General features: G+C 70.6%; 22 protein-coding genes. 8 read left to right on the top strand and 14 right to left on the bottom strand.

Features of this window, described 5'->3' with window-relative positions; translation table 11 throughout:
- The first annotated feature begins 1 nt into the window (after nucleotide 1).
- The 3 genes from BN1701_RS17545 to BN1701_RS17535 are packed head-to-tail and all read left to right on the top strand — an operon-like array spanning nucleotide 2 to nucleotide 6,667.
- Nucleotides 2-325 carry a hypothetical protein gene (locus BN1701_RS17545; RefSeq protein ID WP_054050210.1) on the top strand — a complete coding sequence of 108 codons (324 nt, stop codon included), beginning with the start codon at nucleotides 2-4 and terminating at the stop codon, nucleotides 323-325.
- On the top strand, nucleotides 322-6,180 hold the full coding sequence (locus BN1701_RS17540; RefSeq protein ID WP_054050208.1) for a toxin glutamine deamidase domain-containing protein: 5,859 nt from the start codon (nucleotides 322-324) through the stop codon (nucleotides 6,178-6,180). The genes BN1701_RS17545 and BN1701_RS17540 overlap by 4 nt, the downstream gene beginning before the upstream one ends.
- A gap of 52 nt (nucleotides 6,181-6,232) precedes the next feature.
- Nucleotides 6,233-6,667 carry a hypothetical protein gene (locus BN1701_RS17535; protein WP_054050206.1) on the top strand — a complete coding sequence of 145 codons (435 nt, stop codon included), beginning with the start codon at nucleotides 6,233-6,235 and terminating at the stop codon, nucleotides 6,665-6,667.
- Here the strand turns inward: BN1701_RS17535 and BN1701_RS17530 are convergent.
- Nucleotides 6,627-7,907, bottom strand: a complete 1,281-nt coding sequence (locus BN1701_RS17530; protein ID WP_054050204.1) for a sensor histidine kinase KdpD — start codon at nucleotides 7,905-7,907, stop codon at nucleotides 6,627-6,629. The two genes, BN1701_RS17535 and BN1701_RS17530, sit on opposite strands and share 41 nt — an antisense overlap.
- A complete protein-coding gene (locus BN1701_RS17525; RefSeq protein ID WP_172803272.1) occupies nucleotides 7,904-8,572 on the bottom strand; it encodes a response regulator transcription factor in 669 nt (222 codons plus the stop codon). Before BN1701_RS17525 ends, BN1701_RS17530 begins: the two co-directional genes overlap by 4 nt.
- Before the next feature lie 189 nt (nucleotides 8,573-8,761).
- Between BN1701_RS17525 and BN1701_RS17520 the strand changes: the two genes are divergently transcribed.
- From BN1701_RS17520 to BN1701_RS17510, 3 genes are read left to right on the top strand one after another with little or no spacing between them, the layout of a single operon-like run.
- Nucleotides 8,762-9,415 (top strand): helix-turn-helix transcriptional regulator, encoded by a 654-nt coding sequence (locus tag BN1701_RS17520; protein WP_054050202.1) that lies wholly within the window; start codon nucleotides 8,762-8,764, stop codon nucleotides 9,413-9,415.
- Complete coding sequence (locus BN1701_RS17515; RefSeq protein ID WP_054050200.1) at nucleotides 9,415-11,061, top strand: right-handed parallel beta-helix repeat-containing protein; 1,647 nt, start codon at nucleotides 9,415-9,417, stop codon at nucleotides 11,059-11,061. The genes BN1701_RS17520 and BN1701_RS17515 overlap by 1 nt, the downstream gene beginning before the upstream one ends.
- Nucleotides 11,062-11,070: 9 nt before the next feature.
- Nucleotides 11,071-11,730, top strand: a complete 660-nt coding sequence (locus tag BN1701_RS17510) for a response regulator transcription factor (protein ID WP_054050198.1) — start codon at nucleotides 11,071-11,073, stop codon at nucleotides 11,728-11,730.
- Between the two features lie 242 nt (nucleotides 11,731-11,972).
- Here BN1701_RS17510 and BN1701_RS17505 read toward each other — a convergent pair whose 3' ends face one another.
- The gene (locus tag BN1701_RS17505) at nucleotides 11,973-12,947 is read right to left on the bottom strand and encodes a hypothetical protein (RefSeq protein WP_054050196.1); all 975 of its coding nucleotides are present in this window, start codon (nucleotides 12,945-12,947) and stop codon (nucleotides 11,973-11,975) included.
- Nucleotides 12,948-13,161: 214 nt separating this feature from the next.
- Here BN1701_RS17505 and BN1701_RS17500 point away from each other — a divergent pair, with 214 nt between their 5' ends.
- On the top strand, nucleotides 13,162-13,941 hold the full coding sequence (locus BN1701_RS17500; RefSeq protein ID WP_067521249.1) for a bifunctional 2-polyprenyl-6-hydroxyphenol methylase/3-demethylubiquinol 3-O-methyltransferase UbiG: 780 nt from the start codon (nucleotides 13,162-13,164) through the stop codon (nucleotides 13,939-13,941).
- Nucleotides 13,942-13,976: 35 nt separating this feature from the next.
- Here BN1701_RS17500 and asnB read toward each other — a convergent pair whose 3' ends face one another.
- The 3 genes from asnB to BN1701_RS17485 are packed head-to-tail and all read right to left on the bottom strand — an operon-like array spanning nucleotide 13,977 to nucleotide 17,332.
- A complete protein-coding gene (asnB, locus tag BN1701_RS17495; RefSeq protein ID WP_054050193.1) occupies nucleotides 13,977-15,815 on the bottom strand; it encodes an asparagine synthase (glutamine-hydrolyzing) in 1,839 nt (612 codons plus the stop codon).
- A gap of 15 nt (nucleotides 15,816-15,830) precedes the next feature.
- Nucleotides 15,831-16,835: a methyltransferase gene (locus BN1701_RS17490; protein WP_054050190.1), complete on the bottom strand. Its 1,005-nt coding sequence runs from the start codon at nucleotides 16,833-16,835 to the stop codon at nucleotides 15,831-15,833.
- The gene (locus BN1701_RS17485) at nucleotides 16,832-17,332 is read right to left on the bottom strand and encodes a PhzA/PhzB family protein (RefSeq protein ID WP_172803271.1); all 501 of its coding nucleotides are present in this window, start codon (nucleotides 17,330-17,332) and stop codon (nucleotides 16,832-16,834) included. The genes BN1701_RS17490 and BN1701_RS17485 overlap by 4 nt, the downstream gene beginning before the upstream one ends.
- A gap of 94 nt (nucleotides 17,333-17,426) precedes the next feature.
- On the opposite strand from BN1701_RS17485, the gene BN1701_RS17480 reads away from it, so the two are divergent.
- Nucleotides 17,427-18,263: a PhzF family phenazine biosynthesis protein gene (locus BN1701_RS17480; protein WP_054050188.1), complete on the top strand. Its 837-nt coding sequence runs from the start codon at nucleotides 17,427-17,429 to the stop codon at nucleotides 18,261-18,263.
- On the opposite strand, the gene BN1701_RS17475 is transcribed toward BN1701_RS17480, so the two are convergent.
- The 8 genes from BN1701_RS17475 to BN1701_RS17440 form a co-directional block, all read right to left on the bottom strand.
- Nucleotides 18,252-18,821 carry a pyridoxal 5'-phosphate synthase gene (locus BN1701_RS17475; RefSeq protein WP_054050186.1) on the bottom strand — a complete coding sequence of 190 codons (570 nt, stop codon included), beginning with the start codon at nucleotides 18,819-18,821 and terminating at the stop codon, nucleotides 18,252-18,254. The genes BN1701_RS17480 and BN1701_RS17475 overlap by 12 nt on opposite strands.
- Nucleotides 18,818-19,159: a hypothetical protein gene (locus tag BN1701_RS17470; protein ID WP_054050185.1), complete on the bottom strand. Its 342-nt coding sequence runs from the start codon at nucleotides 19,157-19,159 to the stop codon at nucleotides 18,818-18,820. Before BN1701_RS17470 ends, BN1701_RS17475 begins: the two co-directional genes overlap by 4 nt.
- Nucleotides 19,156-20,976: an anthranilate synthase family protein gene (locus tag BN1701_RS17465; RefSeq protein WP_054050183.1), complete on the bottom strand. Its 1,821-nt coding sequence runs from the start codon at nucleotides 20,974-20,976 to the stop codon at nucleotides 19,156-19,158. Before BN1701_RS17465 ends, BN1701_RS17470 begins: the two co-directional genes overlap by 4 nt.
- Entirely contained in the window at nucleotides 20,973-21,611 is a 639-nt protein-coding gene (locus BN1701_RS17460; protein WP_304439920.1) for an isochorismatase family protein, read from the bottom strand. The genes BN1701_RS17465 and BN1701_RS17460 overlap by 4 nt, the downstream gene beginning before the upstream one ends.
- Nucleotides 21,611-22,585: a ParB N-terminal domain-containing protein gene (locus tag BN1701_RS17455; protein ID WP_231949629.1), complete on the bottom strand. Its 975-nt coding sequence runs from the start codon at nucleotides 22,583-22,585 to the stop codon at nucleotides 21,611-21,613. The genes BN1701_RS17460 and BN1701_RS17455 overlap by 1 nt, the downstream gene beginning before the upstream one ends.
- Nucleotides 22,586-22,747: 162 nt before the next feature.
- Complete coding sequence (locus tag BN1701_RS17450) at nucleotides 22,748-23,137, bottom strand: hypothetical protein (protein WP_054050181.1); 390 nt, start codon at nucleotides 23,135-23,137, stop codon at nucleotides 22,748-22,750.
- A gap of 168 nt (nucleotides 23,138-23,305) precedes the next feature.
- Nucleotides 23,306-25,129 (bottom strand): DUF2339 domain-containing protein, encoded by a 1,824-nt coding sequence (locus BN1701_RS17445; RefSeq protein WP_054050179.1) that lies wholly within the window; start codon nucleotides 25,127-25,129, stop codon nucleotides 23,306-23,308.
- A gap of 234 nt (nucleotides 25,130-25,363) precedes the next feature.
- Nucleotides 25,364-26,065 (bottom strand): IclR family transcriptional regulator, encoded by a 702-nt coding sequence (locus tag BN1701_RS17440; RefSeq protein ID WP_197672108.1) that lies wholly within the window; start codon nucleotides 26,063-26,065, stop codon nucleotides 25,364-25,366.
- Nucleotides 26,066-26,087: the final 22 nt, after the last annotated feature.

Below are 26,087 nucleotides of genomic sequence, written 5' to 3'. Positions count from 1 at the left end.
CATGACCAAGAAGGACCACAATGGCGACGGCCTCATCGACATCGACACCGATGAGGCCGTGGTCCACCTGAATGCCTTGCGCGCCAAAGGTGTCGACTTCGGCACCGCGTGGGCGACCTCGGACGGGAAGATCAAGAGTCCGGGCCAGATCGGCCAGGGCCCGATGGGCGAGGCGTTCATGAAGAACTACCGCGAGGCCGCCGACTCGCTGGCCACCGCCGCGCGCCAGGTCCCCGGGCACTACGGGACGCTGGCCGACAACGGGAAGTCCGCGGTCGACGGATACCTGGACGGTGAAGCCGCCGCGACGCGCCCCTTCCAATGATCGATATCACCGAGCCCTTCTGCGACCTGTGGGACTGGGTCGTCAACGTCGGCGGCAACGCCAAGGACGCCATCTGGCCCCCGGACAGCGAATCCGACGCCAAAGCCCTCGGCGACGCCTGGGCGAGCGCGGCCACCGCCCTGGAAACCGCGATCAAGACCTCGGACGCCGCGGCGCGGGACCTGCTGCGGAGTTGGCCGGACTCGGCGGGGTTCCAGCAGTACGCGAACACCCAGGCGCTCAATCACGGCGGCCACGGCTCGTCGGGCGAGGGGCTCGACGCCCTGGTCACGGCGATGAAGGAGATCGCGAAGTTCTGCCGCGACTACGCCCAGCAGCTCGCCGACACCAAGAACCAGATCCGGGTCGAGATCGCGCTGAACGTCGCCCTGTTCGCCCTCGCGGCGCTCGGCGGTCCGTTCGGAATGGCACTGTTCGCCGCGAGGATGTCGGCCAACATCGCCCGCTTCGTCGCCCTGGCCGCCCGAATCGGCGCGGCGGCGAACAAACTCGGCAAGGTCCCCAAATTTGTTGGGGCGGTCGCGAAGGAGAGCCTTGAGGAATTCGGGATCGACTACCTCGGGCAGCAGCTGAGCATCCGACAGGGCTACCGCGAGAGCCACGACTACAAACAGACCGGCACGGCGGCACTGGGTGGCGCCCTCGGCGAGCCGCTCGGGCGCGGCCTGCGGCACGTGCCCGGGGTCAACAAGGTTACCAACCTGCCGCAGACCAACGCCGCCAACGTCGCCGCGAGCTCCTTCACCACCAACGCCATCACATCGCCGGTCGCCAGCCACGCCGCGAACAGCATCACCAGCGGAAACCTGGGCGCCCTGGTCGACGCGGGCGCCTACGCCAAGGCCATCAAGGACGACGGCTTCGCCGCGGGCGCGATGGGTTCGATGCGCGCGAACGGCCAGTACGCGGGCACGCAACTGAATGAAGCGGTGGTGAACCGGAACGCTCCCGCGGTGGAGGTGTCGAACGGGCCGTCTCCGGCTGGGGCACCGCCGGGCGGGCCTGATGGTCCTGGCGGGGACCAGACGAGCGGGCCACCGCCTGGGGGACCGCCGTCGGAGGCGGCGACCCCGACCACCACGTCGGCGGGTTCGGACTCAGGCTCGGCGGGCTCGGCGGGCGCTGAGTCGGCGGCGGGTGCTGGTTCTGAGGCGGGCGCTGGTTCGGGGATCGGTGCTGGTTCAGCGACGGGCGCTGGGTCGGGCGTCGGTGCTGGTTCGACTTCAGGGGCCGGTGCGGGCGTGGATGTCGGCTCGGGCTCGGCGGCCAGTGCGGGCGTGGGGACGAGTTCGGACGTCGCGGCAGGCATCGACGTGGACACGGGTAGTTCGAGCGCCTCGACGGAGGCTGTTTCCGGTGGGTCTGACGAAAGTTCGGCAGTCAACTCCGACAACGAGCAGGCCCCAACCACCACCGATCAATCATCCACTGTAGACACGTCACACGCATCGTCCACAACGGGCGCGACAAGTACGGAAGCAGCTGCTCAGCCTGGCGACGCGCCTGCCACTCAGTCAAGCGACACGACCAACCCGACCGCGACCGGTACGGCCGGATCCGCGCAGCACACGGCCGTAGGGCCCCTAGCGGCCGCGCCCGCAGGTTCGCATCGGGCGGCCGGAACCAACACCACCGCGACCGCCAAGTCGGCAGGTTCCCACGACCCAACCGATTCCGCTGAGTCCACCCACTCCACTGTGTCAACCGACTCGGCCGCGCCCGCCGTGGAACCCACCGCACCCACTGACGCCGGTCAGCCCACCGCGAACGCGCCCGCCGCCGCTCAGCCCACTCCTTCCACTGAACCGACCGCCCCTGCTCAACCCACTCCGGCCCCTGGGGCGGCCCCGTCCGCCCAGCCCGTCTCGTCCGCTCAGCCGTCCCCGCCCTCTCCAACCACACCCACCCAGTCGTCGGCCGCGCTCACCCCCGCCGAACTGGTGTCGGCGATCCAGAGCCCGGACCCGGTGGAGAAACTCCGCGCCCTGATGCGGGAAAGCGGGGTCACCTGGGCCGACCTGCGGGCACAGTTGGTCACCCACGGTCTTCTCCCCGCCGACATCCAGCGGAACCTGCCCCTGCGCAGCGTTCCCAGGGTGCTCGCGGTGCAGGTGGTGCGGGCGCACATCGCGCCCGCGTTGCGGCGGTTGGTGGACGAGGCGGTGGCGGAGTTCGACGCTCGGCACGCGCGGCAGGATCCGGGGGTGCGGGCGGTGGCCATCGCCGAGGCCGAGGCCAAGGCCAAGGCGGCGACCGAGGCTCGGCAAGCGGCGGCGAAGGCCGGGGTCGACCAGGACTCGCTCGGCAAGCTCAAGGACAAGGAGCGTTACGCGCACCAGCGGGTGGCGCAGCTGAAGAAGTCCGGGATCACCGCCCAGGATCGGGGCACCAAGATCCACCAGTTGCTCGCGGCGAAACTGGCCGCTCGCGGAGCCGAGATCCTCGGCCCGCACGCCAAGGACTACCAGCTGCGGGCCGAACCCGCGGTCCAGTTCGATCCCGACTTCCACAACCTGCTCACCGACTTCGGCGTCGCGCGGTATCAGCAGTCCAACGAGCCGGACATCACCCTCGACCTGATGCAGGACGGCACGCCCGTGGTCGTGCACAACTACGACCTGAAGACCGGTGAGAAGGGCATCGATCCGGAGTGGGCGCACCGGACCGAGACCTACACCCGCGCCCTGTTCCAGCCAGAGGAACTGCGCCCCGGCGGCGTGCACGCGGGCAACGCGCCGAAAGGGTTGCTGGGCAAGCTGTTTCCCCAGCTGGGGGCGGTCAACCCGGAGTTCCACAGCGAGGACAGTGTTTGGTTCAACGGGTATCGGACCAACTGCCAGGAGACCGCCGCCGCGACCGACGCCTACCTCGCCGACCCGAACCAGACCCCGACGCAGGCCAACGCACGCGGTCCGCACCACGGGCGAGTGGGTTGGGCGGCCAGGCTGGCCGAGGCGGCCGGGGTGCCCGGCGCCACCTTCCAGCCGGTCGACTCGATCGCCGAGATGGTCCTGCGGCTGCGCGAACTCGGCCCCGGCGCGCGCGCGATCGTCCACGGCGGGCGGCAGCTGGACGGGACTCCGGCGCCAGGGCACGTGTTCAACGCGGTCAACATCGACGGCGAGGTCTATTTCGTCGACGGGCAGAACAACACCTTCGCCGACCTGAGCCTGTACAGCGGCTTCGAGATGATGGTCACCGAGGACAACGGCGGCCTGCCCACCACGTCGCCCGTCACCCCGGCCGCGAAGGATTCGGCTGTCACCGATCCGGCCGCGCCGGAGGGGGTGGTGGATCGGCGGCGGCCGGAACCATCTGTGGTGCACGCGCAGGCGCACGCCGCGATCCGGCGGGTGGCAGGCGATGCCGGGATGGCCGCCATCACGCCGGAAGGTGTCGGGTATCGGGTGACCCGGGTGGACGGGAGCTCCTTCTTCGTGACCGTGCGGTCCGGCAGCCTCGCGGGCGGCCGCCTCGTCCATATCACCCTTGACTCGGCGAACAACAGTGCGGCGATCACCGTGTCCGACCAGGCGCACGCCGACGTCATACCCGGCCTGCTCGCCTACCGGATCGCCGCCGCCGCCGAGGTCCTCGCGGGCAGCACCGTCGGCCAGGACTTCCTCGACGCCGACACCGACGCGCACGCCGAGCCCACACTGTCGCCCGCCGACCATGGCACCCGCGCGCAGCTACGCGCCACCGCGCGGCAACTCGATGAGACGGGGCGCTGGCGGCCGCGCAGGCGGGCCCGGCTGCGCGAGATCATGGGAGCGCTGATCGAGGGCGCGGGTCTGGACCCCAACCAGCCCGGCGCCGACTACCGCGCCGACGCACTGCCCGACGACGACGTCGTGGCCGCCGTCCGCAGCCACGCCCCACCGCGCCGGGAGACGCCCAGTGGGGTGGCCGCGCGTGGGTGGTACGTGTCGGCCAAGCTGGCGAGCACGTTCGTGCCCCAACTGGCCGCGGGCGTCACGACGGCGCTGATGCTCAACCCGGCCAGCGGCCTTGCCGTCGCCGCGGTCGGCTTAGTCATGGCGGTGGCAGGCGGGCACACCGACCACCGCGTGGCGGGCCAGGAAGACGCGGCGAAGAACAAGGCCAAGGATTTCGACGCCGCGGTCCGCGCCCACGAGAACGCGGTTCGGCGCCGGATCCTGCTGGAGCCGCTGTTCGCCCGACTAGCCGCCCAGCCGACGAACACCGGGCGCCCCAACAATCCCGCGGAGTCGCGCCAAGTCGGCTCCGGATCGCCTGGTCACGCGGTCGAGTCACGTCAACGTGGCGCGCTGGCAGTCGAACCGGCCCCAGACGGGACGAGACCCGCTGTCACACCCGGGATCCGGGCGTACCGGATCAGGCGGGCGGTGCCTGCCGGTGCGGCGGCCGCCGCCGTGCTCGCCCTGCTCGCCGCGCCGATCGGGTTGCCGGTCGGCGCCGCCTACTCGATCTGGGCGGTCCTGGGTGCCTCCGTGGCGGTTGTTCCCTATGTCGACCGGTACCTCGCCCGCCGCAAAGCCGAGGCGGAGCTGACCAACGTCGACGCCAGTGCCCGTCTGCTAGACCTTTCCCGAGCCATGATCGAGGCCCACGCCGCCGAGGTCGTCCATTCGCGACTCGACCCGGTCGGGCCGCCTGCCCTGGTCGACGCGGGCAGGGTGCCGTTCATGGCCGCCGAGCTGGCCGAAGGTTTCCTGCAGATCGTCCGCAGGCTGCCGCCGCCGTCGAGCCGGGCGGATTTCGACCCGACGAGCCTGGCGAGCCAGGTGAGCGCGCACGTCGAACTCCTGCTGTACGGCGGTTTCCGGGCGCTGCTCGGTGCGCCCGTGGTGGGGCTGATCGCGGCCAGGCACAATCGGATCGATCAGGTCGAGTACCAGGCTCGCGGCCACCATGACCGCGCGGCGACCCAGCGGGCCGAGGACGAGATCCGCGCGGCCACCGCGGCGGCGGTGATCGCCGCGCTGGAGAACCAGGTGCGCGAGCGGGCCGCTCAGGACGCTCTCGCCGCGAGACCGGGGCGGCTGCGCAGGCTGATGCGAAGCCTGACCCGTCCCGAAAGCGCACAGCCGAACCCCGTAGTCATCCCTGCCTCGGTGCCCGCGCTGCTGGCTCCCGCGGCCGAACTCGGGCCGCGGCCCGGGGGACTGACCTCCCTCTGGGAATACGAGTTGGCGGGATCGGCGCCCGGGATCGTCGCGACGGCGGTGGTCGCGGTGGTGTCGGCCGTGCTCGGTCTGCCGCCGGTGATCGTCGCCGCGACCGGGACCGCCGCGGTGGCCGAGAACGCGATGTCGCCCGCCAAGTGGGTGCAGCGGCAAGCCGAACTCGCGGCGAAGGACCGCAAGGCCGAGGCGAAGGAGGAAGCGGCGGCCGCGACGCGGCGGGCCGAGCATGAGGCCCTGGCCAGATTCCTCGTCGACCTGATCACCGAGGCCACCACTCCGCGGCTCCCGCCATCCACCCGCCCGGCGGACCCGATCGGCCGGGTGCGGGCCCTGGTCCAGCGACTCGGCCACCCGGAACCCGCACGCCAGGAGCGTGCACCCAGCCGGGTCGACCAGGTCCGGGCCGTCGTCCACCGAGCCCTCGCCGACCTGCGCGCGAACCCCGGCCGGGCCTCGACGCTGCCGTCCCGCCTGGCTGAGCTCAACCGGTTGATGACTTTGACCGACTGGGTCACCCGCTACACCGACCTCGCCGAACGCACCGGCAACGCCCGTCCGCTGGCCCGCGCGATGGCCGAACTCGACCAAGCGATCGCCGACCGCCCGGACCTGTTTCCGCCGCGGCCAGGGAACATCGCGGCGGCGATAAATCCCGACCCGTGACGGCGCAGTAGCGTGAGGCCCGAAACCACCCGTCGGACGGCAGGGGCCCCGGATGCAGGCGCGCACGCGTCCCCTCTACCTGGCCGCGGCCGCCGTGCTGCTGGCAGCGGTCACGGTGTTCGTGGTGACCCGGCTCACCGAACCGGACCTCGTCCCCGTCACCTCGACCGGCGGGCTGACCATCGCGGGTCCCCTCACGCTCGCGCCCGAAGCACCCGAGGTCGGCCAGACCGTGACCGCGCGCGCCACCGTCACCGCCGATCGAACGGTCACCCTGCGCAGGTTGACTGTGCAGGTGCGCGACGACCTCGGCACCGCCCACGACTTCCCCGACCTGGTCGACGTCGAGGTCGGTCCGACCGCCCGTGAGTTCGTGCTGGACCGCGAGTTCGCCGAACCCGGCTACTACACCTATTACCTCGCCTACCAGCTGGCGGGCGACTGGGTCACCTTGCCGCCATGGCAGTCGTTCCGGGTGGTCGGCTGACGGGCAGGCTCAGCTCGAAGATCGCCCCGCCCTCGTCGGAGTTGTAGACCGCGAGCGTGCCGCCGTGTTCCTGGGCCACCCACCGCACGATCGACAGCCCGAGCCCGGACGAGCCGCCGGTGCTGCTGAACCGGTCGAACGCCTCCTCGGCGACCTCGGCGGAGATTCCCGGCCCGTGGTCGGCCACGGTGACCGTGCCGCCCGCGACGGTGATGTGCACGATCGCCTCGGTGCCTGGGTGGCGGCCGTAGCGCACGGCGTTGTCGACCAGGTTCGCGATCGCCCGCTGCAACAGGGTGGGGTCGGCGGCCACCATCGTCGGGGCCGCGGTGACGGTGATCTGGGCGCCTTCGGTCGGTGTCTCCTCGACAACGCCCTGGACGAGCTGATCGAGCCACACCGGCTGGATCGCCAGTTGCTCCACACCGGCCGCGAGCCGGGCGCGCATGAGCAGGCCGTCGATGATTCCGCCCATCCTGGCGGCCAGCCGCACGGTTCGGGGCAGCAGGTCGGCCCGTTCGTGCGGGTTGCGCGCCGCGGTCTCGGCCAGCGCTCGCAGCGCGGCGACCGGGGTGCGCAGGTCGTGTGCGGTCTCGGCCAACAGCACCTCCTGCTGTTGCAACGCCGCCGCCGCGGGCCGGATCGCCCGGCCGGACAGCTGGTGGCCCGCCAGCCCCATCGCGGCGATCAGCACCACGCAGCCGCCGATGACCAGCAAGACCAACTGGTCGTGGCTCGCCCGCACGTCGGTCGTGTCGGCGACGGCGACCACCGCGCCGATGTAGGTGCGGGCCGGGTCGAGCAGCGGTTCCACCCTGACCCGGACCAGGCCGCCGTCCACGGCGCGCTGGAAGCCGACGGTCACCCGGCCCGAGCTGACCGCGCTCGCGGCGAGCCCGTTGAGCACCGCGCCGTCGACGTCGACGCAGATCTTGTTGCTGAGGTGGCCGCGGAACTGGCGCGCGCCGCCGGGCAGGATCGCGAACTGCGGGCAGCTGTTGTTGAGTTCGTCGGTGTTCACCAGGTTGGTGCCGATGTTGCCGCCGTCGAAGGTGATCTGCCTGCTCACCGCCGAGGTGACCAGCTTCAGGTCGGCGTCGAGCCGCTGGGTGCCCTGCTCGCCGTCCTCCCGGATGACCAGCCACGCGAACACCACGAGCCCGATCGTGTTCATCACGGTGAACAGGGCGGTCAATACCCAGCGCAGCCTGCGCAGCCGGTCGGCGGCCGATCCGCTCACGACGGCGTGCCGAGCCGGTAGCCGCGCCCGCGCACCGTGTGGATCAGCTCGGGTTCCCGCAGCTTGCGCCGCACACGCTTGATCACCACATCGACCACATTAGACGCGGGGTCGGTCTGCTCGTCCCAGCAGTGCTCGATGATGTCCACCCTCGGCACCGCCGTCTCGGCCCTGGCCAGCAGGTACTCCAGCACGGCGAACTCCTTGGCCGACAGCGTGAGCAGCACCCCCGCGCGGCGCACTTCCCGGCGCGCGCAGTCCATCTCCAGGTCGGCGTGGCGCAGCACCGAGGGCCTGCCCGACCCCGCCCGAACGCACAGGTTGCTCACTCGCGCGGCCAGCTCGGCCATCGCGAACGGCTTCACCAGGTAGTCGTCGCCGCCGTGCTCGAACCCGGCGACCCGGTCGGCGAGCGCGTCGCGGGCGGTCAGGAACAGCACCGGCACGCCCCAGCCCTGCTGTCTGCGCCGGTGCACGTAGCCGATCGAGTCGCCGTCGGGCAGCATCCGGTCGAACACGACGCAGCTGTGGTCGCCGTCACGCAGCTTCGCGTCGGCGGTCGCGAGGTCGGCGGCGGCGTCCACCACCAGGCCCGCCGCCCGCAGTTCGGCCGACACCGCGACCCGCAGATCCTCGTCGTCTTCCACGACCAACACCCGTGTCATCGAAACCTCATGCGTCCGGCCGGAAGGTAGGCGCGTGCGATTCCTTGTTCACGTCCCGCGGGCCATGAAGCCAACCGCTTCGCGTTCGCACGCTAACGCCCCGGCGAGCGTGTGTCAGCTGAACCACGGGGACTGGCATGAACAGGCCGTCGCCCCCGTCACACCGCTCCCGATCGGAGGACCGCTTTCATGACCACGATGTACGCGCCCAGGCCTGCCCTGGTCACGGCACCCGCGCCGGTCGGGATCGCCGACCTGCTCGCCGCGGCTACCACCGAGGTGCTGGTCATGAGCACCCGAGGCGGTTCCGCGACCGACCCCATCGGCCTGCTGCGCCGGGTCGACCGGGAGAACCTGCTGCGCGGGGTGCGCTACCGGGTGCTGTTCCCCGACAGCGCCCGGCTGACCTCAGCGTCGAGCAAGCTGGCCAAGGCGGGCGCCGACGTGCGGACCGTGGCGGAGGTCCCGATGGACGCGCTCGTGATCGACGGGACCACGGCGGTGCTGACCGCCGACCGCTCCTACGCGGGTGTGGCGGTGTTCCAGCTGCCGAGCGTGGTCACCGCGAACGTGGAGCTGTTCGAGCGGATCTGGCCGGTCGCGGTGCCTGTTGGCCCGGCCGAGTCCGCCCGCGACTCGGTGCTGACCGACCGCGAACGGGAACTGCTGTCGCTGCTGTGTTCCGGCAGCACCGACGAGTCGGCCGCGGCCCGGCTCGGCATCTCGGTGCGCACGGTCCGGCGCATGGTGGCCGACATCATGCACCGGCTCGGCGCCCGCAGCCGGTTCCAGGCAGGCGTCAAGGCCGCCGACCGCGGCTGGCTGCTGGAAAGGGCGGGCTGATGCTCGGGCAGGCAGGCCGCACGCTGCTGGTCGGGTCCCGGCCGGGGGCCTACCCGACCATCGGCGAGGCGCTGCGCGACGCCCCCGACGGCGCGGTGATCCGGATCGCTGAGGGGACGTATCCGGAGACCATCGAGCTGGCCGGGCGCAGGCTCACGCTGGCCACGGCCGATGGCGCGCGGGTAGTCGTCGACGCCGCGGGTGCCGACCGACCCGCGGTGCGGGTCGTCGGCGGATCGCTCACGCTGCAAGGGATCGAGGTGCACGGCGGCGGGGCGGGCGGGGTGTCGGCCGACGGTGCCGAGCTGGTCATGTACCGCTGCACGCTCACCACCGAGCGCGGATCGGCCATCAGCGTCCGGGGGGCCGGGCCGTTCGACGTGTCCAAGTGCGCCATCACCTCAGCCGAGCAGGGCGTAGTGATCGAAGGCTCATCGGGGCGGCTGGAGGACACCACCATCGACGATGTGACCGGGGACGGGATCATCGTCGGGATGGGCGCCGACCCGGTGATCCGCGACTGCGTGGTGACCGGGTGCGGGCTGCGCGGGCTGTATGTCTACCAGTACGGCAGGCCGGTGGTGGAGGGCTGCGAGTTCGCGCACACCGGCGCCGAGGGCATCGCCGTGGCCCACCACAGCGCCCCGGAGATCCGCCGCTGCACCATCCACGACGCGCGGGGTGTCGGGATCGCGTTCGCGCCGGGCTGCCAGGGCACGGTCGAGGCGTGCAAGCTGGACAACACCGCGCAGCCCGCCATCGCGCTGGCCGACGGCGCCACGCCCACGGTGATCAGCGCCGCCGACGCGTCAGGCGCGGGTGACCACGAACTCGACGGGCTGCTGGCCGAGTTGGACGGGATGATCGGCCTGCCCGGGGTGAAGGCCGAGGTCCGCGCCCTGGTCGACGAGCTCCAGGTCAACGACTGGCGGCGCAAGGCCGGGCTGCCGGTGGGCGCCGCCAGCCACCACCTGATCTTCGCGGGCGCCCCGGGCACGGGAAAGACGACGGTGGCCCGTACCTACGGCAAACTCCTCAAGGCGCTGGGCGTGCTGCCGCGCGGCCAGTTCCACGAGGTGTCCCGGCGCGACCTGGTCGGCCAGTACATCGGCCACACCGCGGAGAAGACGGCCCTGGTGTTCGAGCAGGCCAAGGGCGGTGTGCTGTTCATCGATGAGGCGTACACACTGTCGCGGTCGGCCGGGTCGGGCGGCGACTTCGGCCAGGAGGCGATCGACACGCTGGTCAAGCTGATGGAGGACCACCGCGACGAGGTGGCGGTGATCGTGGCGGGGTATACGGGGGAGATGGTCGACTTCCTGGCCGCCAACCCTGGTCTGGCGTCGCGGTTCGCCAAGACCGTCGAGTTCGAGAACTACAGCCCGACCGAGCTGCTCGGCATCATCGGGCGGATGGTGGCCGGTGGCGACTACAGGCTGGACCCGGCGGCCGATCCGGTGTTGGTGGCTTACTTCGAGCGGATCGCGGACGATCCCAACTTCGGCAATGCCCGGGACGCCCGCAGGTTGTTTGAAGGGATGCGCAAGGCACAGTCGCAGCGGTTGCGTGGCCTCGGTCGGATGCCGAGCACTGACGAGTTGCGCGGTCTGCTGGTTCCTGACGTTCAGGCGGCGGCTGCCCGCTAAGGTCGCTGTGTGCGGGTGCTGGTCACGGAGGACGACGACAATATTCGGATAGCCGTCGCATCGGCCTTGCGTGGAGCGGGTTTCGCTGTGGACGCCGCCGCGGATCTTCCCGACGCGGATATGTCGCTGCATGTGAATGCTTACGACTGTGCGGTGTTCGACCGGATGCTTCCTGCGGGGGATTCGCTGGCGTATGTGTCGGGCAAGCGTGCGGCGGGGTGGTCGGTGCCTGTGCTGTTTCTCACCGCCCGTGACAGTGTTGCCGACCGTATCGACGGTCTTCGGCGGGGCGGGGACGACTATCTGGTTAAGCCGTTTGCGGTGGCGGAATTGATTGCCCGCGTTGGGAGTTTGTGTCGGCGTTCTGGGATGGGGCCGGTTGCGGTCTTGCGGTGTGGTGACGTTGAGCTTGATCCGGGGCGGCATGAGGTGCGTCGGGCGGGGGTGCTGCTTACGTTGACTCGTACGGAGTTTGTGCTGTTGGAACGGTTGATGGCTACGCCGGGGGTGGTGGTGTCTCGGGGTGAGTTGATCAGGCGTGGGTGGGATGAGATGGCGGATCCGGCTTCTAACGTGCTGGATGTGTTGATGGCGCAGTTGCGGCGGAAGTTGCGGGCGCCTTCGGTGATCGAGACTGTGCGTGGGACTGGGTATCGGTTCTCCGCCTAGGGCTGGTCTGGTGGGGTGGCGGCTTGGTGGGGTGGGTGCCCGTTTGGGTGGTTCGCCTTGATTTGGGGACCCCTAGAAATGGGCCTGTGCGGGTCAAAAGGCGAGCTCAAGGAACCTCACCCGCACCGCGATTTTAGGCCCATTTCCCCCAAATCAAGGCGAACCACCCAAACGGGCCGTTCTGTTGTGCCCGTTGCGATGGGATGGGGGACGCTTTCTGAGGTTCTGAGGTTCTGAGGTTCTCAGTCGCAGGTGTTCTCGGTGCCGATCGGGTTGGCGGGGTCGAAGTAGTAGTCCCCGTCACGGGTCACGCTTTCGGCGTTGGGGTCTCGCTCGGAGTAGGCGGGGGCGAGCAGGCCCTTGTCCATTGGGTCGCACGCCAGCGAGTACACGAAGGTGTCGACCCGGTCCAGCCACAGGCCGTGGTGGGACTTCATCCACTTGCTTCCCGACACCAGTCGATAGGACGCCTGGGCCCGGTACGCCGCGACGATGTCCATCACCTGGCGGATCTTTCGGTTCGGGTCGGGCTGGAAGGCGTAGGCGATCACGTAGTCGGTGTGTACGACCAGGTGCCCGTCGCTGTCGACCGAGGCGGACATCGTGCCGTTCACCTTGGGTGGCGCCGGAAGGAGTGGGAATCCGTCGGCTGTCATGGTTGTCCATGCCGATGCGATCGGGTCGGCGAAGATCTCGCGGATCTCGTCGCGCGCACCCGGCGCGAGGAGGGCGAGGACGCGTTCGCGGTCGCGGCCCTCGATGACCGCGCGGTCGAGGCGGGAGGCGATCAGCACCTGTCGGACCTGGTCGTACGCGGCGCTGACCTGGGCCGCGCTGTGCCTGCCGACGGGCTGTGCGGCGGGCGCGACGATTCCGGCTTCGCCGTCGGCCCACGTCGCCGCGGGAGTTCCGACGAACGGCTGCCGTGGATCGACCGTCACGTCGGGGATCATTGTGGTGACCGTGGTTGACGGGCCTGCCGCCGGAGTCGCGGCGGTCGGTTCGGAATTTCCGAACAGGCCGCGCTGGTAGGCGAAGTAGCCGGTTGCCAGGATCGCGAGGACGAGGGCGGCGGAGAACAGCCGGGGTAACCAGACGGACTTCATCCGCGCGCGGCGTCTGATGCGGCGGATGTCCTTTTCGGCCGACTTGGTTGCCTTCGCCAGCCAGTCGGGGTCGGTGAGGTCTGGATGGTGGGCGAGCGGATCTTCGTGCATGGGTCGCGCCCCCAGGGTCAGCAATCGGCGACCCTGCCAGGCCGCCCTCGGTCGGGAATGGTACCTCCGGGCGGTCACTCCGATGGAGCAGCGTCAGTGGGAGATTTCCCAGGTCAGCGTTGGTGTGGGCGGCTGATCACCGCCCCCCGTGATGTCCAGTGGAGTCCACGGTGGACAGGTGCCGGACCGGCCTGACGCTGTCACGCTCGGCGCTATGACTCTGACTGTGCAATGGCCTGAGTTCGTCGACACGGCCGCGCTGCGCGAGCACGAGCGGATGCGGCTCATGGAGGAGGTCTTCGACCCCTTCAGCATCGCCAACCTGGACCGCATCGGCGTCCGCGCGGGGTGGCGCTGTCTGGAGGTCGGTGCGGGCGGCGGCTCGATCGCCCGCGCGATGGCTGACCGGGCGGGCGGTGCCAACGTCGTCGCCACCGATCTGAGTATTCGGCTGCTCGGCCCGCTCACCGACCTCGGCGTCACCGTCCTGCGCCACGACGTGACCGCCGATGAGGCGCCGGGTGAGTTCGATCTGATCCACGCGCGGTTCGTCCTCGACCACCTGCCCGGCCGCGACGCGGCGCTGGCGAGGATGGCGTCATGGCTGCGGCCCGGCGGATGGCTGCTGCTGGAGGTGGGGAGCACCGCACCGGAACTGTCGTCGCGGCCCGAAGTCGCCGCGGCGATGGCGGCGGGCAACGCGGTGCTGGCGGGCCAGCTGGGTACCCACACCAGTTGGGCACGCACGATGCCGCTGCCACTGAGCGCGGCGGGCCTTTCGGACTGCGCGGCGGTGGGTCAGGCGGTCGCGGTCCGCGGCGGCGGACCGATGGCCAGGTGGCTCAAGGAGACCTACTCGCTGGTCGACGACCGGGTCGTGGCCGCCGGGCTGATGAGCCGCGATGGCCTCGACCAGGCGTACGCCGCCATGGCCGACCCATCCTTTGTGGACTACACCTGGTTGACGGTGGCGGCGACCGGACGGCGGAACTGAGCGAGGGCGGCCGCCCGGGGAAGGCGGCCGCCCGCTCAGGCGCTCAGGCTGGGCCGGTACATGTCCAGCCAGTGGTAAAGATCCAGTACCCGGTCCACGCCGCGGCGCAGGTTGCTGGGGACCTCGGCCGGGTCCAGGGCGACGGTCTCGGTCAGCCACACCGGGTCGACCAGGTCGAACACCTGATGCGTGCTGTCGGCCAGCACCTCCTTGGCCTGCTGCTGCAGCGCGGCCAGGTAGTGCGGATCCTGAGTGGACGGATACGACGCCTTGAGCCGGTCGCGGGCCGACGGCGGCAGCACGTGCGCGGTGGCGTGCCGAAGCAGGCTCTTCTCCCGGCCGTCGAAGGTCTTCATCGACCACGGCGCGTTGTAGGCGTACTCGACCAGGCGGTGGTCGCAGAACGGGACGCGGACCTCCAGCCCCACCGCCATCGACACGCGGTCCTTGCGGTCGAGCAGCATCCGGACGAACCGGGTCAGGTGCAGGTTGCTGACCACCCGCATCCGCCGTTCCACCGCGTCGGCGCCGTCGAGCTGGTCCACCGACGCCACCGCGGCGGCGTACTGGTCGGCGACGTAGCCCTCGATGTCCAAGGTCCGCCGCAGCGCCGGGTTGAGTATCGCCGCGCGGTCGCCGCTCATCGCGCTTTGGTAGGCCAGCCAGGGGAAGGTGCCCGAGGTGACCGCCGCCTCGTCGTGGAACCAGCGGTAGCCGCCGAAGACCTCGTCGGCCGACTCGCCGGACAGTGCCACCGTCGACTGGGCGCGGATCGCCTGGAACAGCAGGTAGAGCGAGGAGTCCATCTCACCGAAGCCGATCGGCAGGTCGCGTGCGGCGATCACCTTGCGGCGCAGCTCGGGGTCGGTCAGCAGGGCGGGGTCGACGGTGATCGTCTGGTGTTCCGAGCCGACCAGATTCACCACGTCGCGGATGTACGGGGTGTCCGGTGTGTCGCGCACCGAGTCGGCTTTGAAGGTCTCCTCCCGCCCGACGAAGTCGACCGAGAAGGTCCGCAAACGCTTGCCCTGCTCGGCCAGCCGCGCCGCGGACAGGCCGGTGATGGCGCTGGAGTCCAGTCCGCCGGACAGCAGCACGCAGCGCGGGACATCGGCGACCAGCTGGCGGTGGACGATGTCGGTCATCAGCTCCCGCACCCGGCCGACCGTGGTCTCCAGGTCGTCGGCGTGCTCGGCGGCCGTCAGCCGCCAGTACGTGCGGGTGTGGATCCCGTCCGCGTCGACGGTGACCACCGTGCCGGGCTCGACCTCGTACATCCCCTTCCACAGCGACCATCCCGGCGCCATGGTGAACCCGATGAGATCGCGCAGCCCGGCCGCGTCGACCTCGCGGCGGGCCAGCGGGTTGGCCAGGATCGCCTTGGGCTCCGAGCCGAACAGCACGCCGTCGGCGGTGGGGTGGTAGTAGAGCGGCTTGATGCCCAGGCGGTCGCGCACCATGATCAGCTTGCGCCGCCGCTCGTCCCAGATGGCGAAGGCGTACATGCCGTTGAGGTGGTCGACGACCGCGTCACCCCACTCGAGGTAGCCGCGCAGGACGACCTCGGTGTCGCTGTCGGTGCGGAAGTGGTGCCCGGCGGCGGTCAGCCGCTCGCGCAGCTCGGCGAAGTTGTACGTCTCGCCGCTGTAGGTGAGCACCACCTCGCCCGCCACCGTGTGCGCCCGCATCGGCTGGCGCCCGCCCGCCAGGTCGATGATCGCGAGCCTGCGGTGGCCCAGCGCGGCGGGACCCCGCACCCACGTCCCGGCGTCGTCCGGGCCGCGCGGGGCCATCGTGTCCGTCATCGCCCGCACCGTGTCGTGGTGGCGGGTCAGGTCGCGGTCGTAGGACACCCAGCCGGTGATGCCGCACATGGTTTCTCCCTGCCCTCAGGCGTTTGGCGCGACGATGAGCGCGGTGGTCTCCACCGGCAGCTCCGCCGACCGCTCGACGGTGAGGCCCGCCCGGTTCAGCAGCGTGGTCAGGTGGTCGCGCGAGCGGTGCCTGCCGCCGGTGGTCATCAGCAGGTGAAGGTCCCACAGCGCGGGCAGCATCGTCGAGTCGCCGTCGTCGGTGACCAGGCGGTCGAGCAGCAGCAGTCGAGCCGACTTGTCGGACATGGCCGCGCGGATCGACTCGAACAGCCCGACGATGTCGTCGTCGGAATGCCCGGCCAGCACCCGGCACAGCAGATAGACGTCGCCGCCCTGGGGAACGCCGTCGAACATGCTGCCGCCGACGACCTCGACCCGGTCGAGCCCGATCGTCGCCCCAAGGTTGGCCCGCGCCGCGGCCACGACGTGCTCGCGGTCCAGCACGGTGCCCCGCGCGTCCGGCGTCGCCGACAGGATCGCGGCCAGCAGCTGTCCGTTGCCGCCACCGATGTCCACCACGTGCTTGCCCGCGAAGTCATACACACCGGGCACGTGGTCGAAGAAGAGGTTGCCCGCCTTCATCGCGCGCTGGAACCGGTCCGAGGCGTCCTGGTGCTCGCCGAGGTAGGCGTAGAGCGGGGTGCCGTACGCGGCCTCGAAACCGGAGCTGACGGTGCTGATCGCGGTGTGCGCGTGCCCCCAGGCGGCGTAGAACTCCTCGCCGTAGAGCAGGCACATGTCCCGCTGCGAGCCGGGGACGTCGAGCAGCGCGGTGCTCAACGGGGTGTTGTGGTAGCCCGTCCGCCCATTGCCCTCGAACATCCCGACCGCGACGAGCAGCCGCATCAGCCGGTGCACGCCGTCCTCTTTGGACCCGCAGGCCGCCGCCAGGTCCGCGTCGGTCGTCCGGCCCGCGGCGATATGGTCGGGGATGCCGAGCTTGACCGCGGTGTAGACCGCTTGCGCCCGCCACCCGCCGGTGATCAACTCGACGACAGCGCGCGCCGCGTCCAGAGTCATGATGCCTCCTTTGAGGCGCCACCGGTGGGGATGCCACCGCGGCGAATGACGGGGATGTCGATGCTCAGCGCGCGCAGCTGGTTGTACGGGTTCATGAACTCGCGCTGCTGGACGATCTTGCCGTCGGCGAGCAGGAACGAGTGCAGGAAGTGGTTGCGGTAGTGGCCGGGCGGGTAGTCGGGGTAGAGGATCTGCCCCTCGCCGTCGCACTCGACCCAGAAGCGGTTCGGGTCCTGGGTCTCGGAGACCTCGATGTTGAACCAGTGCCAGTCCGGGAACATCCTCAGCGACCACTCACCGTGCGCCCGGAGTGTCTCGTGGCCGCACGACACGATCGGCTCCGGCGTGTCGCCGGTGTAGAGGCCGCTGGTGCCGTCCTCGGTGAAGAGCAGGTAGCGGGTCAGCCGGTTCTCGCCCCGGCGGCCCATGTAGTCCTCGACGACGGATCGGTTGCGGCGACGCAGTTCGGCGTTGCCATCGCGGAACGAGTCGGTCATAGTGTGAACTTCGCACGGGGCCTGGGGACCGTCAACGTGTCCAGGAATCCGCATCCCCGGTTGGACGCGCGCCGAATTCAGTAAATTCCCAAGCATGTACGAATACGCGATCGCCGACGTTTTCACCGACGTCGCCCTCCAGGGAAACCCAGTCGCCGTGTTCCTCGACGCCCGCGGTCTGGAAACCGACCGAATGCAGTGCATCGCTCGGGAGATGAACCTCTCCGAGACCACTTTCGTGCTCCCCCCGACCAATGGCGGCGACGTCCGGGTCCGGATCTTCACTCCGGTCAACGAGCTGCCGTTCGCGGGCCACCCGACTCTGGGGACGGCGGTGGTACTGGGCCAGACGCGGTCGGGCCCTGGGTTGGCGATGGAGACCGCCATGGGCACGATCCCCTTCGACTACCACCGCGCGGGCGGCCGGGTGACGGCGGCGCGCATGCGTCAACCAGTCCCCACCTGGGAGCCTTATCCGCAGACCGAACACTTGTTGGCGGCCTTGGGATTGGCGACCTCGACCCTGCCGGTGGAGGTCTACCGCAACGGCCCCCGACATGTCTACATCGGACTGCCCACCATCGACGCACTGTCCGCGCTGACGCCAGACCAGCGCGCGCTGGCCGCGCACGTCGACGTGGCCGCCAACTGCTTCGCCGGTGCGGGGGCGAACTGGCGGATGCGGATGTTCTCGCCCGCCTACGGCGTGGCCGAGGACGCCGCCACCGGATCGGCGGCGGGCCCCCTGGCCATCCACCTCGCCCGACACGGACTGGCCGAGTGGGGCGAGGAAATCGAAATCCTGCAAGGCGTGGAAATGGGCCGACGCTCGGCGATGTACGCGACGGCCATCGGAAACGCCCAGCGGATCGAGCGAGTCGAGGTCGCCGGTTCGGTCGTCGTCGTCGCCGAGGGAACTTTACGGCTGTAGCCGCTGGGAAACCCAATTCCCGTCGACCAGTGAATACTGGACCCGCCGGTGCAGTCGCTCCGGATCGGCTTGCCAGAATTCAACAGTGGTCGGCGAAAGCAGATATCCGAGCCATTCGGCGGGCCGGTCGAAGGTCTGGCCGCTCTCCGCGAGTCGGCGGGCCTCCTTGCGCAGCGCTTCTTCGTCCTCAAGGGGCGAACTCTGCACGGAGGCCACCGACATCGGGTGGGTGGCGGGCGGCCGGGCCTTCCACATCGCGTCGGAGATCTCCGCCGACAGTGGGGCCACCGGCCCGGTGAGGATCACCTGCCGACCCGACTCGCGCCAGTACAGGACCCCGGACGCCCACCCGGTCGCCGCGATGTCGCGGCCCTTCTGGCTGCCCGCGTGGCTGGTGAAGACCAGGCCCTCCTCGGTGATCCGGATCGTCTGCACGATCCGGTTGGTCGTCCGCCCGGCCGCGTCCGCGGTGGCCAGGGCGAGGACGCCGGGCTCACGCACGCCCGTGTCGACCGCGTCCTCGAACCACGCCTTCACCAGTGCGATCGGATCCGTCATTTCTCCTCCTCGAACGCCAAACCCACCCCGGCCAGACCGGCCACCGCGAACACGCCCTCCACCGTGGCCTCCACCTCGAACCGAACCCGCTCGGTTGGCGCGTACCCGATCAGCTCCATCGCCCGGTGCGGCGGCAGCGGCTGGTCGAGGAAGTCGTCGGATTCCCACAGCATCACCGCGCCCCACCGGTTGCCCACCCGGTCCGACACCCAGAACTTCAGCCGCAGCCCCCGCACCGAGGTCCACGGCGAGACCCCCTCGTCGCGCAGGTACTCCCGCAGCGAGTCGATCGTCTGGGACGAGTCGGTCAGGTCCCACCAGGTGACCGAGGCCTTCATCTGCCCAACACCTCTCTGATCCGCGCGGCAAGGATCCGCGGCCCGTCCTCGGTGAGGACGGACTCGGCGTGGAACTGCATCGAGGCGAAGAACGGTCCGCGCAGCGCGTGGACCTCCCCGCTGTCGACGTCGTGGCTGATCTCGACCAGCCCGATGTCGGCTGGGTCGATCTTGTCCTCGTCGCTGTGCGCGGCGAAGGAGTTGTAGAACCCGACCAACTCGGTCGCGCCGAACAGGTCGATCTCGCGCTGTCTGCCCTGGTTGGACTGCTCACAGCGGCGCAGCACGAGCCCGAGCAGGCCGCACAGCACCTGATGACTCAGGCACACCGCAAGAAACGGCCGCCGCCGCTCCAACAGCCCGCTGATCGTCGAGTGCAGGTGCGCGATGCGGTGGTGGCCGGTGTCCCGCGGATCCCCTGGACCCGGTCCCATCACCACCAACTCGTACTCGTCGACCTTGTAGGGGTCGTCGAAACGGCGCACCGTCACGTCCAGACCCAGCGAGCCGAGTTGGTGGGCGATCATCGCGGTGAACGTGTCCTCCGCGTCGACCACAAGCACCCGCACACCCGCCAGCCCCGCCACCGCCGCCCGCGCCGGGGAACCGGCCAGCCAGAAGCCGGACAGCCCGACGTTGCGTCCCGCGAGCATGGCCAGCACGCGCGGATGTTCGCTCAGCACGGGCCGCTCGGCGTCCAGCGCCGACAGCAGTCCGGCCGCCTTCGCCCTGGTCTCGGCCACCTCCGACGCCGGATCCGAGTGCCGCACCACCGTGGCGCCCACCGCGATCCGCATCCGCCCTCCAGCGTCGATGTCCGCTGTGCGGATCATGATCGCCGAGTCCATGGTGGGCCGCCCACCTTCGTCGTGCCCGATGAGCGCGGCGACCCCGCTGTAGTACCCGCGGCCCTCCGGCTCATACCGGGCGATCACCCGGCACGCGCTCTCCAAGGGGCTGCCGGTCACCGTCGGCGCGAACATCGTCTCCCGCAGGATCTCGCGTGGGTCCCGGTCGGTGTGGCCCTCGATGAAGTACTCCGTGTGCGCCAGCCGGGCCATCTCCTTGAGATACGGGCCGACGACGCGCCCGCTGGTGCGGCAGATGCGGGCCATCATCTTCAGTTCCTCGTCGACCACCATGCGCAGTTCGTCGCGTTCCTTGGCGTCGTCGAGGAAGTCGACCATCCCGGCCAGCGTCGGGCCGGTCGGCGGGTAGCGGTAGGTGCCGCTGATCGGGTTCATCACCGCGACGCCGTCACGCAGGCTGACATGGCGCTCCGGGCTGGCGCCGACGAACGCGCGGTCGCCGGTGTGCACCACGAAAGTCCAGTGCGCGCCCACCTCCCGCTCACACAGCCTGCGGAAGAAGGTCAGCGCGGCCGCCGGGCCGTAGTCGGCGATGTCGGCGACATAAGACCGCTTGAGCACGAAGTTCGATCCCGCGCCGTGGCCGATCTCGTCATCGATGATCGCGCGCACGGTCGCCGCGTAGTCCTCGTCCGACACGTCGAAGTGGCCGTCCACCAGCCGGATCGGCCGGTTCGCCACCGCGCCCAGCACGTCGGCCAGCGCCACCGTTGCCCGCTCGGTCACCCGCAGGGCGATGAGCGGGGCGCCGTCATCGACGGTGTCGAAGCCGCGTTCGGCGATCTGCCGGTACGGGACGACCACCAGCACCTCCGGCCCGAGCGGCACGTCGGCCAGGGTCGGCGGCGTCGACACCTCGCCGATCAGCACGTCGACCTGGCCGGGGGAGCGACGCAGCAGGGCGAACGGTGGCGGGTCCGCCGACAGCACCTTCGCCAGGGGACTCACGGGAAGACCTCGTCGGCGGTGACCACGACCGCGCAGCGCTGGGCCGCGTACTCGATGGCGAGCCGGTGGTGGTCGGCGGAGAAGTCGGCGACCGCGTCGGCCACCACGAAGGTCTCGATGTCGTTGGTGAACGCCTCGACCGCGCTCATCAGGACACCGACATGGGCGTAGACCCCGCAGATGATCAGCTGGTCTCGGCCGAGTCCGCGCATCCGCTCCAGCAGGTCGGACCGGAAGAAAGCGCTGTAGCGCCACTTGGTGAACACCCAGTCCGCCGGGTCCGGGGTCAGCGGCTCCACCATCTCCCGGTCGGCCGGGTCCACCCGCATCCCCGGCCCCCAGAAGTCCTTCAGCAGGCCCCGCTGCTCGTCGGTCATCCCGCCCGGCTGCGCGGTGTACCCGACGGGAACACCCAGTTCACGACAGCGCTCGCGCAGTGCGGCGGTGTTCGCCACCAGGGGCTCCCGCACGCTGTCGGGCAGGGGCCGCAGGAAGAAGCGCTGCATGTCGTGGATAAGCAGCACCGCGCGGCTGGGGTCGGTCACCCAGTTCGCGGTGTTGCCGGGCAACTCGGCGGACGCGGGCATCGAATACGGCGCGATCGTGGGAATGCCTACCACTGTCGTCTTCTCCATCACTGGGTCACGGGGACGCGCTCGAGTTGCTCGGCGAAGCGGTGCCACGCCTGGGCGAACTCGACGGCCACCTGCGCGATGAGCTGCCTGCAGTGCGGTGGGACGTTCTCGGCGATGGTGTCCAGGCGGCCGTTGTTCACCGCGTGCGCGTCCATCAGCCGCAGCAGCGCGCGCCCGTTCTCGGTGAAGCGGATCGACGGGTCGGTGCGCAGCCGGTGCAGCACCGACGGCCAGTCCGGCTGCGGCTGCTCGGGGACCGGCGCGGGCGTGGGTTCGGCGCGGGCCAGCCGGACCGGGTCCTCGCCGCGCAGCATCCGGGTGCGCACCGCGCGGACGGTCTCCGGGGAGATGCCCGCGGAGCGCGCGACCTGGCGCAGCGACAGGGTCGGGTCGTCGCGCATCAGGTCGCGGGCGATCCGGCGTTTCTCCAGGCTGTTGGTGGGCCGCACCCGCCCGTCCTGGCCGATGCGCTGCTCGGGCGCGCAGCCCCGGCACCGGGCCACGGTCTTCGGGGACAGTCCGGTGACCCGCGCGATCATCCGGTCCGACCATTGCGGGTGCGACTCCAGGATGTCGGTCGCCGCGGCCTTGCGGTCGGCCAGCGACAGCGGCAGGCCGTGGGTGACGTTGGAGCGCACAGCCAGCACGAACGCGTCGGCGTCGTCACCGTCGAAGAACCGCGCGGCGATCTCGGTGCGGCCGAGCGACTGCGCCGCCCGCACCCGGTGCGCCCCGTCGATCACCCGCATGGACCCGCGGTGCACCACGATCGGCGGCAGCGCGTCGAGGGACTCGGCGAGGGTGTGGACATGGTCGGCGTCCAGGCCGAGGCTGCGGGGCGAGCCATGGACCTTCAGCCGGGCGATGGTCAGCGACACCACCGGGCCCGAGATCAGCGACAGCGGGCGCGTCCGCGGGTCGATTCGGACAATGTGGGTCTCGGCCAAGGCCACAGCGGTTCCAGGCAATGCCAACGCCTCCCTCCCTGGGTGGCGCGGGGGCCACCACCTCCCGAACACGTCTCGTTGGTTTCTATCGAGCACCCCGCAACCGCAGCGCAAGGCTGGCTTTTGCCCAGAGACGAACTCGCCCCCGGTGCCTCGTGGGCACCGGGGGCGAGAATCGTGGGGCTTGGATCAGCCGTTCGCGCTGTTGTCGTTGCAGGCGGCGTACTCGACCCAGTGACCGGCGGTCAGCGTCTCGATCGGGCCGTTCCACTGCCACGGCGCGACGCAGGCGTTGTCGAGGACGCTCAGCGTGTAGCCGTGTGAGTCGTTGGAGTTGGTCGAGTTGCCGTTGCACGCGGCGTAGCCCGCACCGTGTCCGACAGTGCCTGCCTCGATCGGGCCGTTCCACTGCCACGGGGCGACGCAGGAGTTGCCGAGGATGCTGATGGTGTAGTCGCCGTGGTGGTGGTCCGAACCCGGGTGGTGCGGGGGCGTGGCGGCGGCGGTGCCCGCGGTGGCCAGGCCGGCGAGCAGCGCAGCGCCGGTCGCGGCGACGACGGTAGCGATCTTCTTGAACACGATGTACCCATTTCTTGAGAGGGGGTGACGCCGGGACGACGGTGCCCAACGACACCCCACCCACCCGGCGTGGCACGCCGCGATGTCACCCGTCCTAGGTACATGCGCCATCCGATCGTGCGGAACCGCCGGTCGCCTGCCGTGGTGTCCGAAATAGACCGAAGCCGGTCAGTCGGCGGCCGTTCGGTTCGCGACCAGGCGGGCGTAGCGGGTTCCGGCGGTCAGCAGCACCAGACCGGCGCCAAGGAAGACCGCGACCCTGGCCATCCCGTCGAGCGCCGACAGGTCGAACAGCACCAGTTTCACCACCGCGGCGCCGACCAGCGTCAGCCCGACCACGCGCAGCGCGACGGAGTCGATGCCGCGCACCAGCAGTGCCAGGGCGGCGAGCGTCCATGACACAGTGATCAGGACGTGGCCGACGAGGAAGCCGGTCCGGCCGGGGATCGAGAGCATCGCCAGCGACAGCACCAGCCCCGCGGCGCCATAAAGGACAGCGGCGCCCGCGAACAGCCACGGCGCCAGGTTGTTCGACGGCGAGGTGAGCGCGCCCTGGCGGGTGGCCGCCCACGGCAACAGGATCGCGATCGCGAGGATGAGCGCCGCGACGATGAGGGCACTGACGAGGAAGCCGTTGGCCTGCCGGGTGAACTCGGCCAGCAGCGTGGGCGGCAGGTCCTTGACCCACGCGATCGCGGTGCCAAGGACGCCGAAGCCGAGCGCGGCGTACAGCGCGACCCGGTGCCGGATGCGGTGCGCGATCAGCGTCAGCACCAGGGCTTCGCCGAGCAGCACGGCGGTCCGGGCGGAACCGTCGAACTGGGTGACGGTGGCCTGCAGTAGCGCGACCAGACCCGCGACCGCGGCGACCGCACTGGCCAGACCGCGGTGTCGGCCGAGCGCGACGGCGACCGCGATGAGCACCACCGCCGTCGCGGCGACCACGCCGACGGCCTGAGCCTTCGGCAGGAACAGGGCGGCGAGGAGCGTCGGGATGACCGCGGTGCCCAACAGCGTGAGCGACGCCGCATCGGTGGGCCGCCGGTACAGCTCCCACAGCGCCAGTGCGACACCGACCACACCGGTGGCCACCGCGGCGGCCGTGTTCTCCAACGAACCGGGCGACAGCAGCACCAGCGTGCTCACCATCGACGCCAGCCGCGGCGGCACACCGGCCCCGAGTGCCACCTTCGGCCAGCCGCGCCGCACGACGGCGGTGGCGACCTGCACCACGAGCAGGAACACCACGAGCGTCGGGGTGAACCCGTCGGTGATCATCGGCGCGCAGACCGCGCATCCCAGCACGACCGCGGCGCCCAATAGCGCGGAGTCCCACCGCACCGCCAGGACCAGACCGCCCACGGCGATCCCGAGCGCGACTGTGAGTCCCACCACGACCGGGAGGAATCCGTAGAGCGTGCTCGCGGCGATCGTGTCCAGGTACAGCACCGCGATCCCGGTCGCGGCGAGGGCGAACGCACCAGTGCGGGCGGCGGGCGTCCGGTGCAGCCAGAGGCCGGTGCCCACGAGCCCGAGCCCGAACGCCGCGCCGACCAGGACGCGTGGCAGCGGTCCCAACCAGCCGCGCTGCACCGCCAGGACAAGGAGAAGGACAACGCCCAGCAGCGTGACCGCGCCGCCGACCCACGCGAGAAGCCTGCTGCCCGCACCGTCCGCACTGAGAACCTCACCCAGCGACCGCCGTGGAACCGGCGGCGGGACTGCGGAAGGCGCCCATTGCGGTTGGCCGGTCGGACCGGCCGGTGGCCACGGCGGCGGCTGCGGCTGCGGCTGCGGCGCTTGGACCCAAGGGTTCTGGCCCGCCGGGAACGCGGGGAACGCGGGCTGAGCCGGGGATGCGGGCTCAGCGGCAGCAGCGGTGGAGGTCGAAGCCTGCATCGCGCGTAATTCGGCACCAACCGCGCCGAGTCGGCGCCCGAGGTCGTCTATCTCTCCCGCGAGGCGCAGGAGTGCGGTCGTATCGGCGGACATGGGCAAAGAATCCACCGCTACGACCGGGAAGTGATCCGTAGCACTACTCAGACCCGTTAACGATTTGGCGCTGTCCTGCAAGTCCGGCACGCACTATTCGCGCCCGAGTGGCCCCTGGCCGCGCGGGCGAAAAGCCCAAGTACACCCAGTACGAGCGGCTTCCCGCCCGCACACCCAGGAACCACTCGGATCACGGATCCCGCGTACCGGACTCACAGGACAGCGCCCAAGTAATCAGAGCCGGTTCTGCAGCGCGTCGGCCGCGGCGAGCAGGTCGGCGGCCCAGCGGGCGCCGGGGCGCCTGCCCATCCGGTCGATCGGGCCGGACACCGAGACCGCGGCCACCACCGTGCCGGACGCGTCGCGGACCGGCGCGGAAACCGAGGCCACGCCTGGCTCTCGCTCGGCCACGCTCTGCGCCCAGCCGCGGCGTCGGACCTCCAGCAGGGCCCGCTCGCCGAACACCGCGTCGGCCAGCAGACTGCGCTGAGTGGCCGGGTCGGCCCACGCCGCGAGCACTTTGGCCCCCGAGCCCGCCGTCATCGGCAGGCGTGCGCCCACCGGAACCGTGTCCCGTAAGCCCGACGGCGGTTCGGCCGAGCACACGCAGATGCGGTGCAGGCCGTCGCGGCGATAGAGCTGGACGCTCTCGCCGGTGCGGTCCCGCAGTCTGGGCAGCACCGCGGTCGCCGCGTCGAGCAGGGGATCGGTCGCCCCGCCCGCGAGTTCGCCAAGGGCCGCACCCGGCCGCCAGCGGCCGTCGGAACCCCGGCGCAGCAGGCGGTGCACCTCCAGACCGACCGCCAGGCGATGGGCGGTTGCCCGTGGCAGTCCGGTCTTGGTGCACAGCTCCGCCAGCCCGCAAGGTTCCTTGGCCACGGCCTCCAGAACCGCCATTGCCTTGTCCAGAACGCCGATGCCGCTATGCTGTCCCACAACTCGATACTACGTTCCCGTT

It is taken from the genome of Alloactinosynnema sp. L-07, assembly GCF_900070365.1.
In the GTDB taxonomy this organism is placed as follows: Bacteria; Actinomycetota; Actinomycetes; order Mycobacteriales; family Pseudonocardiaceae; genus Actinokineospora.
The sequence above is the reverse complement of the archived record's forward strand: the minus strand, read 5'-3'. Positions and strand labels throughout refer to the sequence as shown.

Excerpts from the sequence above, each read along its gene's own strand:
- BN1701_RS17545 (WP_054050210.1), top strand. The coding sequence starts at position 2 with ATGACCAAGAAGGACCACAATGGCGACGGCCTCATCGACATCGACACC.
- BN1701_RS17540 (WP_054050208.1), top strand. The coding sequence starts at position 322 with ATGATCGATATCACCGAGCCCTTCTGCGACCTGTGGGACTGGGTCGTC.
- BN1701_RS17535 (WP_054050206.1), top strand. The coding sequence starts at position 6,233 with ATGCAGGCGCGCACGCGTCCCCTCTACCTGGCCGCGGCCGCCGTGCTG.
- BN1701_RS17525 (WP_172803272.1), bottom strand. The coding sequence starts at position 8,572 with ATGACACGGGTGTTGGTCGTGGAAGACGACGAGGATCTGCGGGTCGCG.
- BN1701_RS17520 (WP_054050202.1), top strand. The coding sequence starts at position 8,762 with ATGACCACGATGTACGCGCCCAGGCCTGCCCTGGTCACGGCACCCGCG.
- BN1701_RS17515 (WP_054050200.1), top strand. The coding sequence starts at position 9,415 with ATGCTCGGGCAGGCAGGCCGCACGCTGCTGGTCGGGTCCCGGCCGGGG.
- BN1701_RS17505 (WP_054050196.1), bottom strand. The coding sequence starts at position 12,947 with ATGCACGAAGATCCGCTCGCCCACCATCCAGACCTCACCGACCCCGAC.
- BN1701_RS17500 (WP_067521249.1), top strand. The coding sequence starts at position 13,162 with ATGACTCTGACTGTGCAATGGCCTGAGTTCGTCGACACGGCCGCGCTG.
- asnB (WP_054050193.1), bottom strand. The coding sequence starts at position 15,815 with ATGTGCGGCATCACCGGCTGGGTGTCCTACGACCGCGACCTGACCCGC.
- BN1701_RS17490 (WP_054050190.1), bottom strand. The coding sequence starts at position 16,835 with ATGACTCTGGACGCGGCGCGCGCTGTCGTCGAGTTGATCACCGGCGGG.
- BN1701_RS17485 (WP_172803271.1), bottom strand. The coding sequence starts at position 17,332 with ATGACCGACTCGTTCCGCGATGGCAACGCCGAACTGCGTCGCCGCAAC.
- BN1701_RS17480 (WP_054050188.1), top strand. The coding sequence starts at position 17,427 with ATGTACGAATACGCGATCGCCGACGTTTTCACCGACGTCGCCCTCCAG.
- BN1701_RS17475 (WP_054050186.1), bottom strand. The coding sequence starts at position 18,821 with ATGACGGATCCGATCGCACTGGTGAAGGCGTGGTTCGAGGACGCGGTC.
- BN1701_RS17470 (WP_054050185.1), bottom strand. The coding sequence starts at position 19,159 with ATGAAGGCCTCGGTCACCTGGTGGGACCTGACCGACTCGTCCCAGACG.
- BN1701_RS17460 (WP_304439920.1), bottom strand. The coding sequence starts at position 21,611 with ATGGAGAAGACGACAGTGGTAGGCATTCCCACGATCGCGCCGTATTCG.
- BN1701_RS17445 (WP_054050179.1), bottom strand. The coding sequence starts at position 25,129 with ATGTCCGCCGATACGACCGCACTCCTGCGCCTCGCGGGAGAGATAGAC.